This window comes from Kosakonia sp. CFBP8986, from assembly GCF_034044935.1.
Lineage (GTDB): Bacteria > Pseudomonadota > Gammaproteobacteria > Enterobacterales > Enterobacteriaceae > Kosakonia > Kosakonia cowanii.
Genome location: NZ_JAXCXB010000006.1, coordinates 256,986 through 269,973, shown reverse-complemented (window position 1 = coordinate 269,973; position 12,988 = coordinate 256,986). Strand labels below are relative to the sequence as shown.

Here is a 12,988-nt window from a genome sequence, read left to right as displayed (position 1 = left end):
AAGGGTAGAGAAATGCAGGAAGCAAAACAAACCAATAAAATATGAAATCCGTCACACTTTGCTGCTATCAAGCATTCATTAACGCAACAAAGCGCAAATTGGTCTGGTTTTTAATTACATTAAGAGGGGAAAGCTGACCAAAATATTTATTCGAAAAAAGCGTTTACCTCGCGGCGAAATTAGGGTGAAGATAGTGGCCATTCCCCGCTTATATTTCGCTGTAAAGGAGTTCCCGTGACGCCAACGCTTATCCAGAATATCGACTGTTTTATTACCCGCCCCGACAGGCATAACCTGGTCGTCGTGCGGGTAACAACCGATAAAGGTGTCATCGGCCATGGCTGTGCGACCTTTCAGCAGCGCCCGCTGGCGGTCAAAACGGTGGTGGATGAGTACCTGAAGCCGCTGCTGATTGGTCGTGATGCCAATAACATTGAAGATCTGTGGCAGATGATGAGCGTCAACGCCTACTGGCGTAACGGCCCGATCCTTAATAACGCCATCTCCGGTGTTGATATGGCACTGTGGGATATCAAAGGCCAGCTCGCCGGAATGCCGCTCTATCAGCTATTGGGCGGGAAGTCCCGCGATGCCATCGCCGCCTACAGCCACGCCAGCGGTGAAACCCTCGACGAACTCTTCGTCTCGGTCGATAAGCTTGTGGCGCAGGGGTATCGCCATGTGCGATGTCAGCTCGGTTTTTACGGCGGTACGCCTTCGCAGCTGCAAACGCCGGACAACCCGACGCCGGGCGCCTATTTTGACCAGCAGGAGTATATGCGCAACACCGTCGCCATGTTTAAAGCGCTGCGCGAGAAGTATGGCGACAGCCTGCATATTCTGCATGACGTGCATGAGCGCCTCTTCCCGCAGCAGGCGGTGCAACTGGCGAAGCAGCTGGAACCCTGGCAGCCCTACTTTATTGAAGATATTCTGCCGCCCGCGCAGAGCGGCTGGCTCGATCAGGTGCGCCAGCACAGCAGCGCGCCGCTGGCGATGGGCGAGCTGTTTAACAACCCGGCGGAGTGGCACGATCTGATTGTGAACCGCCGCATCGACTTTATCCGCTGCCATATCTCGCAGCTTGGCGGCATCACCCCGGCGCTGAAGCTGGCGGTGCTCTGTCAGGCCTTCGGCGTGCGCCTGGCCTGGCATGGCCCGGGCGATATGACGCCCATCGCGGTGGCGGTCAATACCCATCTCAATATCCATCTGCATAACGCCGCGATTCAGGAGTATATCCCGCGCTCCGCCACCACGGATGCGGTCTTCCCTGGCGCGCCGCAGGTGAAAGCAGGCTTTGTCTATGCGCCGGAAAAACCGGGCATCGGCGTTGGGTTTAATGAAGAGGAGGCGCGCGCCTGGCCCGTCACTTACCGCCCCCATGAGTGGACGCAGAGCCGCCTCACCGACGGCACCATGCACACGCCGTAATTCAGCCGCCGCCCTGGCGGAAGGTCAGGTTTTCGCGGTTATGCGGGATGACATAGGTACAGCTGTAGTTGATATCGATAATGTCGCTGATCTCGTAGACCTGGCCGCCTTCGAGAATGCCGCGGTTGCTGATGTGCATCGCCGGGCTGCCCTTTTTACAGCCGAGCAGCGCGGCCTGCTCGCGGCTGACGTTCACCGCGCGGTAGGTGGTGAGCAGATGGGAAATTTGATACCCCTTGCTTAATACATATTGTTGAAGTGAGCGCTCAATCACCTGCTGATTGAGATCGGCAAACCCCTCCACCGGCATACGGGAAATCTCAATCTGCACCGCCTGCTCATCGACAAAGCGCAGGCGGCAAAACTGCCAGATAAAGCTCTCATCGCTCAGGCCAAAGATCTGCTGCTCGTCGCGGTTCGGCCGCTTCTTATGCAGGCTTACCATGCGAAAGCGGATCTGATCGAAACGCTTCTCGGTGATCGAGTTGTAGACCAGCGGGTTGTTGCGCGCCTGCTCATTAATCCAGATGCCGGAGCCCTGCACAATGCGCACCACGCCGATGCTGGCAAGCTTCTCCAGCGCCTGGCGGATGGTGAAGCGCGACACGCCATACTCCTGCGCCAGCTGCCGCTCCGGGGGGAGTTTGCGCGGGCCTGGCGCACTGTTCTGGTAAATTTTGCTGAGCAGATCCTGCGTGACGAACTCTTTTTTCTTCATCCACCCCTTCCCCACGCGAACCGCCACCGGCGCATGTTATAGCCACAGACCGGTAAAGATACCCGATGTCGTGCGGGAACAACATGCCCGGCGCGGAACCGGCGTCTACGCCTGCTGCCAGCGCAAGCGGTAACGCACCCGCTCCTGCTGCAAAATAAACTCCGGCGAGACGCTCGGGCTCCAGGAGTCATCCCCGCCGACGCCCATATGGAAGGCGTCGAGATGCAGCCAGCAGCCCGCCTCTTCGCGCAGCAGATGGTGGTGCGTCGTCTCCCGCAGTTGGATGTCGCTGTAGCAGCCGAGGGAGAAGTGGAACTGCCCCTCCAGCTGATGCGCGCCACACTGCAACAGCCGGGTGTCGCAGCGCAGGCCATTTTCGCCGGGGAAGATATAGGGCGTATGCAGCGCCGCCAGCGGCTGTGTCCAGCGCCCCTGGCAGGCCGAGAGTTTACGGTCAGGGTAGTTTTCATGGGGGCCAAGACCGAGCCAGCTCACCTCTGCCGGGCGCTCAGCCAACTGGCACACCAGCCCGATGCGCGCAGGCGGCGGAATATCATTTGCCACCACCACCTCAATATCGGCCTGTAACCCGTCGGTCCTATCAATCCGCCACGTTTTCTCGCTGATAAAGGCGCTTTTCCCGGCACCGATCCAGCGGTGAATCGTGCGCAGCGTCACCTGTTGTGCGCTCTCCTGCACCTCAAAGCTCAACAGCTCGGCGTGAAGATCGTACATTCCCGCCGCTTTCCAGCGCTCCACCCAGGCATTGGGATCGATGCGCGTCACTTCACTGACGCCGATATCGTTATCGAGCGGTGCGCGGGTAAAACAGTCGGTCACCGGTGTCAGCAGCGTCTCCTGCCCGTCGCGCCACCACTGCACCAGATCTCCGCGTTGGCGGCAGAAGGCCCAGCGCTGGTTGCCCTGCGTAACGGTGTAGGTTTCATTACTGACCTCGAGCGTCGGTCGCTCGCCCTGTTCACCAGGCGCCGCAAAATAGAGTGGTGCAGGTAAGCGCCACTGATCCCAGGCACAGCGATGCCAGGCCGCAGACCAGGCCGTCGCCTCGCGCTGATAAACCTCAACGTTAAGCCACACTTCGCCCGGCGCAGCGGTCAGCTCCGGCAAATCCAGCGCAATCTGCACCTTGCCCTGCGGGGCAATGACTAGCGCGGTTTCGCCCTGCGCCAGCACCTCGCCGTCGCGCTCGACGCGCCAGCGCAGCACTTCGTTATCGCTGGTGCGGAACAGGTATTCGCTGGTCACTTCCATAGTTAGCGGTGAAGAGCTAAGCAGAGAGAACTGGAAGAACTGCTGCGCGCGCTGCGCTTCGAACAGCGCCGGGTGCGGGGTGCGATCCGGGAAAACCAGCCCGTTCATGCAGAACTGTCGGTCATTCGGCGTATCGCCAAAATCACCGCCGTAGGCCCAGAAGGGCTGCCCGTCTTCGCCAATTTTTGTCAGTGCCTGGTCAACCCAGTCCCAGACAAAGCCGCCCTGCAAACGCGGCGCGGCGCGAAACGCCTGCCAGTATTTGGCGAAACCGCCAAAGCTGTTGCCCATCGCATGGGCATATTCACAGAGGATCAGCGGCCGGGTCTCCTCCGGCAGGCCAATCCACTTTTTGATCGACCACTTCGGTACCTGCGGAAAAGGTTGATCCTGGTCGACGCGGGCATACATCGGGCAGATGATATCCGTCGCTGCGGTGTTCGCCCCGCCCCCTTCGTACTGTACCGGGCGCGTTGGATCGGTGCTCTTCAGCCAGCGGTAAAGCGCATCGTGATTCGCGCCATGCCCGGACTCATTGCCCAGCGACCAGATGATGATCGACGGATGGTTGCGGTCGCGCTGCACCATGCGCGTCACGCGCTCGCTCATCGCTGGCAGCCAGCGCGGATCATCCGCCAGGCGGCTCATCGGCACCATGCCATGCGTTTCAATGTTGGCCTCATCCACCACATAGAGACCGTAGCGATCGCAGAGGCGATACCAGAGCGGGTGGTTAGGATAGTGGGAGCAGCGCACGGTGTTGAAGTTGTGCTGCTTCATCAGCTCAATATCGCGCCGCATGGTCGCTTCATCGACCGCCTGGCCGTGCTCCGGGTGGTGCTCGTGGCGGTTAACGCCGCGGATCAGCAGCGGCTGGCCGTTCAGTTTCAATAAGCCCTGATGGATCTCAACGTGGCGGAAGCCGACATCGCAGGCTTCAACTTCCACGCAGTTGCCCTCTTCATCGCAAAGCGTCAGCGTCAGGCGATAGAGGTTCGGCGTCTCCGCGCTCCAGAGCAGCGGCGACTCAACTGGCAACGTCAGGCTCAGGCGCTCCGCCCAGCTGCCGCGCTCATCGACCACCGCGCTGCCGGGCGTCTGTTCGCCAGAGGCAATCTTTTCGCCATTGTGCCACAGCACCGCCGTCACGCGCGATCCGGCAAACTCGCCTGCCAGTTCCACCGCCACCTGCACGCTTGCGCGGGTAAACTCCGCGTTGAGCGCAGTGGTGTAGTGGTAATCGGCAATGTGCAGCGCCGGTTTATGTTGCAGCGAGACGTCGCGGAAGATGCCGCTCATGCGCCACATATCCTGATCTTCGAGATAACTGCCGTCGCACCAGCGCAGCACCATCACCGCCAGACGGTTTTCGCCTGCACGCAGCACCGCGCTGAGATCGAACTCCGCTGGCAGGCGGCTATCCTGCGAATAACCGACCCACTGCCCGTTGCACCAGAGATGGAAAGCAGAGTTAACGCCGTCGAACACAATCCGCGTCTGCCCCTCGGCGATCGCCTCAGCGTCTACCTCAAATGTGAGCGAGTAACAACCGGTTGGGTTCTGCTGCGGAACAAACGGCGGGTTAACGGGGATCGGATAGGTCACATTGGTATAGATCGGCGTATCGAAGCCCTGCATCTGCCAGTTGGAGGGCACCGGCATTGCCACAGCATCGGCGCAATCGTGCGCCAGCCACTGCTCAGGCACCGCTTCCGGCGAGGCGAAAAAACTAAATTGCCACAGGCCGTTCAACGAGCGATGCGAGGGTGATTCCGCTTCATCCCGCGCGGCGGTTTCATCGCGCCAGCTGCGCATTGGGGCATGTGCCGCCAGGCGATGCCACTGGGTGACAACCGGATTTTCCCAGTCGCGACGGGAGAGTAATGAAGCAAGGGTAGATGGCATAACAACCTCTTTTGCGAAGCGCTCACAATTTTTAGCACAATGGCGCAAACCGGGCCGCAGGTAAAGGCGCAGAGCGGCTGAAAGCGAAGAGGATCACAAAAGCTTAGCGGCGATTGAGTAAAGCCACCTGCTCCGCCAGCTGTTGCAGACGCCGGGCCAGCGCTTCACCGCTCTCTTTTTGCTGCGACAGCGGTGCGCTGGAGTAGCGCCCGACCAGAGTGACCGGCAGGCGTATCTGGCAAAAGCCGTCGCCCTGCGCCTGGTTATCCAGCAGCCAGTCAACGCTACGCGTGCCCGCCTCTTTGAACGCCTGTCGCACGGTGGTGAGCGGTGGCGAAAACCAGGCACTGTCGTCGGTATCGTCATAACCAACCACCGAGATCTGCTCCGGGACGGCAATGCCTTTTGCCGCGCAGGCGCGCAGTACGCCAAGCGCCATCTGATCGTTTGCCACCAGCACCGCCTGCGGTAGTTGCGGCCCGGCGAGTAAGCGCTGCGCTTTTTCAAACCCGGAGGCCGCGCTCCAGTCGCCGTGCGCGCAGGCGAAGGGAGACAGCTTTGCTTCCTCCAGCGCCGCCAGCCAGCCGCTAAAGCGTGCGCGTGCCGAAACCGAGCTCTCCGGCCCGCCGAGCAGCGCAATGCGCTGGTGCCCCAACGCCCGCAGGTGCTCAACCCCAAGGCGCGCGCCCTGAGCGGCATCAAACACCAGGCTGTTGACCGACGCCGTGTCGCTGACATCGAGAAACAGCACCGGCACCGGTGCAGCCTGCGCCGCCAGCTGCTGCGCCAGCGCATCGTCGAGCGGGACGTTAATCAGCACCCCCTCCACCCTCTGCGCCAGCAATTCCTGCAGCGCCGCCGCGCAGCTCTGCTCATCGTGCTGTTCAACCATCGAAATCATCACGCTGGCTCCCGCCTGCCCGGCGCGGCTCTTGACCGCCGAGGCAATTTGCGACGGTGCATGCAGCGCCAGATCGGTGGTCACTAAGCCAAGGGTTTTGCTGCGTTTGCCCGCCAGCTGCTGCGCGCCGCGGTTGGGCACATAGTGGAGCGCCGCCATCGCCGCCTGCACCTTTTCACGGGTGCGCGCAGAGACATGGGCCGCATCGTTGATCACGCGGGAGACGGTCTGGTAAGAGACGCCGGCATGGCGGGCGACATCATAGAGAGTGATGGTTTTCATAAGCTTCCGGGCCACTGCGAATTTTAGGCAGTATACCCGCTTCATCGCCCGTTGCCTGCGCGCGGTTACGGGAAGCAAAAAGAAATAACGACGAGCCACAAACGGCTCGCCGTAAACATCATCCTTAATGCTTATTGAGATGGTTGCTGTTATTATTTTAACCATCATCACACTTTTATTTGCAATTAAAATGATGGTTTCATGACAAGTGTGTTACTGCTGGCGGGGAATAGGGAATCCTTTCAGTGAAATAATAAAGCTGTTCCCTTCTTTTTTTATTTTCGCACCAGCGTCACACCAGTCCGATGCAATGCGAAAGAACTCATCTGTGCCAATATTCCAGTCCAGACGAACTTGTTTGACGAACCCTGAGCGCAGCAGCTCGCACGCTTCACGGTAACTGTGGGCGATGGAAAGCAGTTGTTGGTTCATTTTCTCTTCTTCAGAAGTTTGCGTAGTGCTTTGATTTCTTTGGTTGTAAGTGGCGTTGCGCTCTCTTCTTCCGTGTGCTGGCTGTCGACCTCTTCCTCTGATACGCTCTCCTCTTCCACCGCCTCAAACGCCAGCAGCAGAAGCTTTTGCGTTGCCGAGCCTAAATTCTCATTGTTGACTTCAGCATAATGGCGAAGTTTCTCTTTTAACGCTTCATCAATTCTTACGTTTAATACAGCGCTGGTCATGATTATCCCTTCTGGTGTGAATAAACACGCTAATTAATACACGAACTTAGGTAGCCGATCCACAAATATATTTCAGAAATATAACAAGCCGAAATACCCCATAAATAATTTGCACGAGAAAGATGACATAAATATTAAATTAATATTTCATTATTATGACAATTTTAATATATGGGTGAGAAATTACTTAGAAGAGATAAATAATTGACAGCCCGGGTGGGCTGTCGGCGCGGGGCTCAGCCGTACAGGCGGTTCCAGTCGTCGCGGGTGATCTCCCACAACTCGGTCTCTAACTCGCCCGCCACATAGTGGCCTGGCTGGCGGCGAACCAGCCGCATACCGCTGCTGTGCGAAATCTTTCTCGACCGCTCGTTAGCCACCGCTTTTGGCGCGCGCAGCACCTCGCGCTTCAGGCCATTGAACCAGTAATCGGTCACTGCGTGGCACGCTTCGCGCATATAGCCCTGCCCCTGCCACTCCGGTGCCAGCCAGAAACCACGGTTGTTATCAGGCGTGTTCATCAGGCAGATAACGCCCATTAACTCGCGCTCATCCTCTTTACGACGCAGCGTCCAGAACCAGCCTTCACCGGCGCGGCTCGCCGCCAGCGCGACGTTATCAACATAGTGCTGCGCGGCACCTTCCGGGTAGGGCCACGGCACGCTGGCAATCAGGTAACGCACGATCTCCCAGCGCGGAAAAATGCGCTGGATCTGCTCAGCATCGGCAGATACCAGCGGTAGCAGGCGTAATCTTTCGGTCTCCAGAATGGGTGTGGTCATAGGCTCTCTCCCTTCAGGCCGAAAGCGTCGGCCTGTGATAACTCAGCATCCCTTAACTTCATCTGCCTGTAAACCTGACAAAAATGGCTAAGCGGCAGGTTTTACTTCTGCGACGGGAACGGGGCGCGGTGCGAAGCGAAACCACGGCAGGCAGAGCTGGATCAGCGGGCCGATGGTCAGCGCATAGAGCACCGTGCCGACGCCGAGCGTGCCGCCCAGCAGCCAGCCAATCAGCAGCACCGACAGCTCAATCACGGTACGGATGCTGCGCACCGACCAGCCCGTGCGCGCATGTACCCCGGTCATCAACCCGTCGCGCGGGCCGGAGCCAAACCCGGCACCGATATACATCGCCGTGGCAATCGCATTAACCACGATGGCGCCCGCCAGCAGCCCGCTGCGCGGCAGTATGTCACTCAGCGTCGGGATGACGGAGAGCGCGGCATCGGCTGCCAGGCCTAACACCACCACATTACTGATGGTGCCAAGCCCGGGGCGCTGGCGCAGCGGGATCCACAGCAGCAGCACCAGCGCGCCGGTGGCGATCATCACCGTGCCGATATCCAGCGCCAGCAGTTTCGCCACGCCAAGGTGAAAGACATTCCACGGATCGGCACCGAGATCGGCGCGCACAAACATGGCGGTAGAGAGGCCGTAAAGGGATAACCCGAAATAGAGTTGCAGTAATCGACGCAGCATAGATCTTCTCCGTTTGGACAGGCTTCCATCTTCCCCGTAAATGGACTTATGATTAATGTCCAGTTTTCAGATAGTGGACTGCTTATGTCATCCCGTCGTTTTGGTAGCCAGTCGTTGCTGCGCCTGTTAGGCCACTGGCAACAATCGTCTTCCCGCACACCGCTCTGGCGTCAGCTTGCCGATGCGCTGCGCTTGTTGATCCTCGACGGTAGGCTGGCGCTGGATACCCGTCTGCCCGGCGAGCGGGAGCTGGCGACCACGCTCTCGGTGAGCCGCACGACGATTGCCAGCGCGCTGGCGCACCTGCGCGAGGAGGGCTATCTGGAGAGCCGTCACGGCAGCGGCTCGCGGGTGATCCTGCCCGATAACCGCGCCATACCGACGCGCAGCACTGCTGGCGCGGCGCTCGATCTCTCCACCGCCGCGCTCAGCGCCGGGCCGGAGATTCACCAGGCCTATAGCCACGCCTTAACGGCAATCGCTCCCTATCTTACGCGTACCGGGTATGGTCAGCTCGGCGTGCTGGCGCTGCGCGAAGCGATTGCCGCACGCTATACCGCGCGCGGTTTACCGACCCATGTCGATGAAGTGATGGTGGTGAATGGCGCGCTGAGCGGGCTGGCGCTGGTGTTGCGTATGCTGACCGGGCCTGGCGATCGCGTGGTGGTCGATCACCCCACCTACCCGCTGGCGATTGCGGCGATTCAGGGGGCGTCGTGCAGGCCGGTTGGCGTCTCGCTGCCACAGCGCGGCTGGGACACCGACGGTTTTGCCGCCACGCTGGCGCAGACCGCGCCACGCCTTGCCTACCTGATGCCCGATTATCACAATCCGACCGGGCGCTGCATGGACAGCGCAACGCGGGAAGCGATCGCCGCCATTGCGGCCCGCACACGTACTACGCTGGTGGTGGATGAGACGATGGTTGATCTCTGGTACGAAAACGCGCCCCCGCCGCCGCTTGCCGCATTTGATAAAAGCGATACGGTTATTACACTCGGCTCGGCGGGGAAAACCTTCTGGGGCGGTTTACGGCTGGGGTGGGTTCGCGCCTCGGCGCGCACCATCGCCCACCTGGCGCAGACGCGCGACTCGCTGGAGCTGGGAACACCGCTGCTGGAACAGCTGGCAACGCAGTGGCTGATGGCGAATGAAAACGACTTTCTGCCAGCGCGCAGGGCGATGCTGCAAGCGCGCCGCGACCGCTGCGGCGAACTCATGGCGGATCTCTTCCCCGCGTGGCATTTTCAGCCGCCGGAGGGCGGGTTGTCTTACTGGGTCGAGCTGCCCGACCGGCTGGCGACGGCTTTTGCCGCGCGCGCGGAAACCGAGGGCATTCATCTCGGTGCCGGCACGCGTTTCGGCCTCGACGGCGCGTTCGAGCGCAATCTGCGCATCCCCTTCGCGCTGGAGTCAACGGTGCTTGAGGATGCGCTGCTGCGCATAAAACCGCTGTGGCACGCGCTCAATCCGGCGGCCCCGTCGTTTAAGCGCAGCGTAGTGTAAGCATCAGGAAGCGGGCGGCGTCAGCGGGGCGAGCGCCTCGCTTTTCACCCAACCAGTGGTGCTTTTACCCTCGTCACTCACATACTCGACTTGCGTCCATTCGCCCTGAGCTTGCAGCACGCCGACCACATCATCCTGCACGACAAACGCTTTTCGCCTCGTCTTCTCTTCAGGTTGACGATAGAAGTAGAGCCGCTCGGCGCGCACCTGCGCCATCGACTGCCAGTCGGTATCGCGGGTTTTACTCAATCCCAGACCATCATTGATCAGCGGCAGCATAGCGTTAACGCAGCCGTCATGGGACTGCCCGCCGGGCACGGTGAGCGTCACGCCGTCGGCTGTTGCCGCAAGGTGCCCCGGCAGCACGGCAGTGGACCAGGAGGTGATTTTCGCCTCGCCCTTTGCCGACACCTCTCCCGCCAGCGCAAAGGCGCAGGTGCGCGTCACGCCAACACCGAGGGTTTCGCTGTAGTAACCGCTGATCTTGCCCTGCGGCGAGACCGCAAGCTGCAGCGCTTCATAAATCCCGGAGTGCAGCGTGGCAGCCATACCGGATGTGGAAACAAGGAGTGTTAGTAAAATTAACGATTTACGCATAGTACTGAGCCTCAGGGCGATAAGTGCAGCGATTTTACACGCTTGCGCGCCCCTCCCGGTATCACCAAAAAAGGCTATGGTTGAGAGTATCGTTCCAGGCTGGAGAAGTGAGATGAGTGAGAAAAAACGGGCGCAGTGCCACTGCGGTGCGGTGGTGTTTAACGTGACGCTGCTCGACGGCTTTAACAACGCGCGGCGCTGCAACTGCTCCTACTGCCGGATGCGCGGCGCGGTGGCGGTCACCGCGCCGCTGTCAGGCATTGATATTCTTCAGGGCAGAGAGAAGCTGACCGAGTACCGCTTTAACACAGGGGTCGCCGTCCACTTCTTCTGCTCGGTGTGCGGCATCTACACCTTCCATCAGCGCCGCTCTAACCCCGATCAATATGGCGTTAACGCGGCCTGCATTGAAGGCGTATCGCCTTTCGATTTCGCCGAAATCCCGGTCTCCGAAGGGGTGAATCACCCTTCAGATGGGGGCGCTCACAGCGGCGTTGCCGGGTATCTGCGCTATACCCCCGCCGGGAAGTGAAGCGGCTTACCTACTCCCGCAGCCACCAGCCGCACTCATAAGGTCTGAGTGTGCCGGTGGTGAGCAGCTGCGCGCCATCCGCGTAGTTGCCATAGAGCAGACGCCAGCCCGCCTCACGGGGCAGACACGCCTCATTCAGCGCCAGCGGCTCGCCGCTGAGGTTGGCAATCACCCGCAGGGTTTGCGCCTCATCGTCCCGCTGGTAGCACCAGCATGCGGGCGAATCGGGGTCGAGATCCTGATAGTCGCCAAAGGTGAGCACCGGCAGGTTTTTGCGCAGCGCGATCAGTTCCCGGTAGGTGTGCAGCACAGAATCGCTATCCGCCATCTCACTGACCACGTTGATCTGCCGGTAGTTATCCGCCACGTCAATCCAGCTTTCGCCGTCGGTAAAACCGGCGTTCTCGCTGTCATCCCACTGCACCGGCGTTCTGCCGTTATCGCGGGATTTGTGCGCCAGCACCGCCAGCACATCCTTTTCATCCTGATGCAGGCGCAGGATTTTGAACATATTCAGGCTTTCGACATCGCGGTATTGATCGATGCGGCTGAAGTGCGGATTGGTCATGCCAATCTCTTCACCCTGGTAGATATAGGGCGTGCCCTGCATGCCGTGCAGCACCATCGCCAGCATTTTCGCCGAGACGGTGCGCAGCGCCCCATCATCCCCCAGCCGGGAAACGATGCGCGGCTGATCGTGGTTACACCAGAAGAGCGCGTTCCACGCCAGGTTGTGCATCCCGCGCTGCCATTCGGCGAAGATCCGCTTTAGTGCCACCCGATCCGGCGGCGCAAGCCGCCACTTCTCACCCTGCGGATAGTCGATTTTCAGGTGGTGGAAGTTAAAGGTCATCGACAGCTCTTTGCCATCCAGCCGCGCATAGCGCTGGCAGTGCTCAAGCCGGGTGGATGACATTTCGCCCACCGTCATCAACCCGCGCGGCTGAAAGACATCGCGGCTCATCTCTTCGAGGAAGTCGTGAATCGCCGGGCCATCGGTGTAGAAGCGGCGACCATCACCCTCATCGTCATCCGGCAAATCGGGGTGTTTGGAGACCAGGTTGATGACATCCAGACGCAGCCCGTCCACGCCTTTATCCGCCCAGAAGTGGCAGACCGCTTTCAGGGCATTGCGCACTTCCGGGTTCTCCCAGTTGAGATCCGCCTGCTGGGCTGAGAAGGAGTGCAGATAGTACTGCTGCGTCTCCTCATGCCAGCACCAGGCGCTGCCGCCAAACTTGGAGTGCCAGTTATTGGGCAGCCGCCCCTCTTTGCCGTCACGCCAGATATAGAAGTTGCGCCACGGGCTGTTACGGTCGCTGGCAGCGGCTTTGAACCACGCATGCTCCGTGGAGGTATGGTTAAACACCATATCCATCACCACCTTGATGCCGCGCTGATGGGCGGCGTCAACCAGCGCCTCAAAATCCGCCATGGTGCCAAACAGCGGATCGATGGCGTAGTAATCCGCCACGTCATAGCCGTTATCCACCTGCGGCGAGAGGTAAACCGGCGTCAGCCAGATGGCGCTTACGCCGAGCCACTGGAGGTAATCAAGGCGACGCACAATGCCCTGAAGATCGCCGAGGCCATTGCCGGTACTGTCCTGAAAACTGCGCGGGTAGATCTGGTAAATCACGCCGTTTTGCCACCACGGAACATTACGTTTGCTCATTGCGT

Annotated in this window: 12 protein-coding genes; 3 read left to right on the top strand and 9 right to left on the bottom strand. The window is 59.9% G+C overall.

What is annotated here, in order from left to right; translation table 11 throughout:
* Window positions 1-234 precede the first annotated feature (234 nt).
* Window positions 235-1,434, top strand: a complete 1,200-nt coding sequence (locus tag SOM48_RS16045) for an enolase C-terminal domain-like protein (RefSeq protein ID WP_288882662.1) — start codon at window positions 235-237, stop codon at window positions 1,432-1,434.
* 1 nt (window position 1,435) lies between these two features.
* Here the strand turns inward: SOM48_RS16045 and SOM48_RS16040 are convergent, their stop codons facing one another.
* From SOM48_RS16040 to yczE, 7 genes are all read right to left on the bottom strand, one after another.
* Entirely contained in the window at window positions 1,436-2,152 is a 717-nt protein-coding gene (locus tag SOM48_RS16040) for a GntR family transcriptional regulator (protein WP_042712883.1), read from the bottom strand.
* Window positions 2,153-2,257: 105 nt separating this feature from the next.
* Complete coding sequence (locus tag SOM48_RS16035; RefSeq protein ID WP_320512308.1) at window positions 2,258-5,329, bottom strand: beta-galactosidase; 3,072 nt, start codon at window positions 5,327-5,329, stop codon at window positions 2,258-2,260.
* Window positions 5,330-5,432: 103 nt separating this feature from the next.
* Entirely contained in the window at window positions 5,433-6,512 is a 1,080-nt protein-coding gene (locus SOM48_RS16030; RefSeq protein ID WP_128483492.1) for a LacI family DNA-binding transcriptional regulator, read from the bottom strand.
* Window positions 6,513-6,725: 213 nt separating this feature from the next.
* On the bottom strand, window positions 6,726-6,944 hold the full coding sequence (locus SOM48_RS16025) for a hypothetical protein (protein WP_023478265.1): 219 nt from the start codon (window positions 6,942-6,944) through the stop codon (window positions 6,726-6,728).
* The gene (locus SOM48_RS16020; protein WP_023478273.1) at window positions 6,941-7,192 is read right to left on the bottom strand and encodes a hypothetical protein; all 252 of its coding nucleotides are present in this window, start codon (window positions 7,190-7,192) and stop codon (window positions 6,941-6,943) included. The genes SOM48_RS16025 and SOM48_RS16020 overlap by 4 nt, the downstream gene beginning before the upstream one ends.
* A 236-nt stretch (window positions 7,193-7,428) precedes the next feature.
* A complete protein-coding gene (locus SOM48_RS16015) occupies window positions 7,429-7,974 on the bottom strand; it encodes a GNAT family N-acetyltransferase (RefSeq protein ID WP_128483493.1) in 546 nt (181 codons plus the stop codon).
* An 87-nt stretch (window positions 7,975-8,061) separates the two neighbouring features.
* Window positions 8,062-8,673, bottom strand: coding sequence for a membrane protein YczE (gene yczE, locus SOM48_RS16010; protein WP_083699384.1), 612 nt, complete (start codon window positions 8,671-8,673; stop codon window positions 8,062-8,064).
* An 84-nt stretch (window positions 8,674-8,757) separates the two neighbouring features.
* Here yczE and yczR point away from each other — a divergent pair, with 84 nt between their 5' ends.
* Complete coding sequence (gene yczR / locus SOM48_RS16005) at window positions 8,758-10,179, top strand: MocR-like transcription factor YczR (protein WP_076769487.1); 1,422 nt, start codon at window positions 8,758-8,760, stop codon at window positions 10,177-10,179.
* Window positions 10,180-10,182: 3 nt separating this feature from the next.
* Here yczR and SOM48_RS16000 read toward each other — a convergent pair whose 3' ends face one another.
* Window positions 10,183-10,776: a hypothetical protein gene (locus tag SOM48_RS16000; RefSeq protein ID WP_128483495.1), complete on the bottom strand. Its 594-nt coding sequence runs from the start codon at window positions 10,774-10,776 to the stop codon at window positions 10,183-10,185.
* Window positions 10,777-10,888: 112 nt separating this feature from the next.
* On the opposite strand from SOM48_RS16000, the gene SOM48_RS15995 reads away from it, so the two are divergent.
* Complete coding sequence (locus SOM48_RS15995; RefSeq protein ID WP_319551564.1) at window positions 10,889-11,308, top strand: GFA family protein; 420 nt, start codon at window positions 10,889-10,891, stop codon at window positions 11,306-11,308.
* Between the two features lie 10 nt (window positions 11,309-11,318).
* Here the strand turns inward: SOM48_RS15995 and treC are convergent, their stop codons facing one another.
* Window positions 11,319-12,983, bottom strand: coding sequence for an alpha,alpha-phosphotrehalase (gene treC, locus SOM48_RS15990; protein ID WP_128483496.1), 1,665 nt, complete (start codon window positions 12,981-12,983; stop codon window positions 11,319-11,321).
* Window positions 12,984-12,988 lie beyond the last annotated feature (5 nt).

Bases quoted from the DNA above. Each gene is read 5' to 3' on its own strand.
- SOM48_RS16040 (WP_042712883.1), bottom strand. From the start codon at position 2,152: ATGAAGAAAAAAGAGTTCGTCACGCAGGATCTGCTCAGCAAAATTTAC.
- SOM48_RS16035 (WP_320512308.1), bottom strand. From the start codon at position 5,329: ATGCCATCTACCCTTGCTTCATTACTCTCCCGTCGCGACTGGGAAAAT.
- SOM48_RS16030 (WP_128483492.1), bottom strand. From the start codon at position 6,512: ATGAAAACCATCACTCTCTATGATGTCGCCCGCCATGCCGGCGTCTCT.
- SOM48_RS16025 (WP_023478265.1), bottom strand. From the start codon at position 6,944: ATGAACCAACAACTGCTTTCCATCGCCCACAGTTACCGTGAAGCGTGC.
- SOM48_RS16020 (WP_023478273.1), bottom strand. From the start codon at position 7,192: ATGACCAGCGCTGTATTAAACGTAAGAATTGATGAAGCGTTAAAAGAG.
- SOM48_RS16015 (WP_128483493.1), bottom strand. From the start codon at position 7,974: ATGACCACACCCATTCTGGAGACCGAAAGATTACGCCTGCTACCGCTG.
- yczE (WP_083699384.1), bottom strand. From the start codon at position 8,673: ATGCTGCGTCGATTACTGCAACTCTATTTCGGGTTATCCCTTTACGGC.
- yczR (WP_076769487.1), top strand. From the start codon at position 8,758: ATGTCATCCCGTCGTTTTGGTAGCCAGTCGTTGCTGCGCCTGTTAGGC.
- SOM48_RS16000 (WP_128483495.1), bottom strand. From the start codon at position 10,776: ATGCGTAAATCGTTAATTTTACTAACACTCCTTGTTTCCACATCCGGT.
- SOM48_RS15995 (WP_319551564.1), top strand. From the start codon at position 10,889: ATGAGTGAGAAAAAACGGGCGCAGTGCCACTGCGGTGCGGTGGTGTTT.
- treC (WP_128483496.1), bottom strand. From the start codon at position 12,983: ATGAGCAAACGTAATGTTCCGTGGTGGCAAAACGGCGTGATTTACCAG.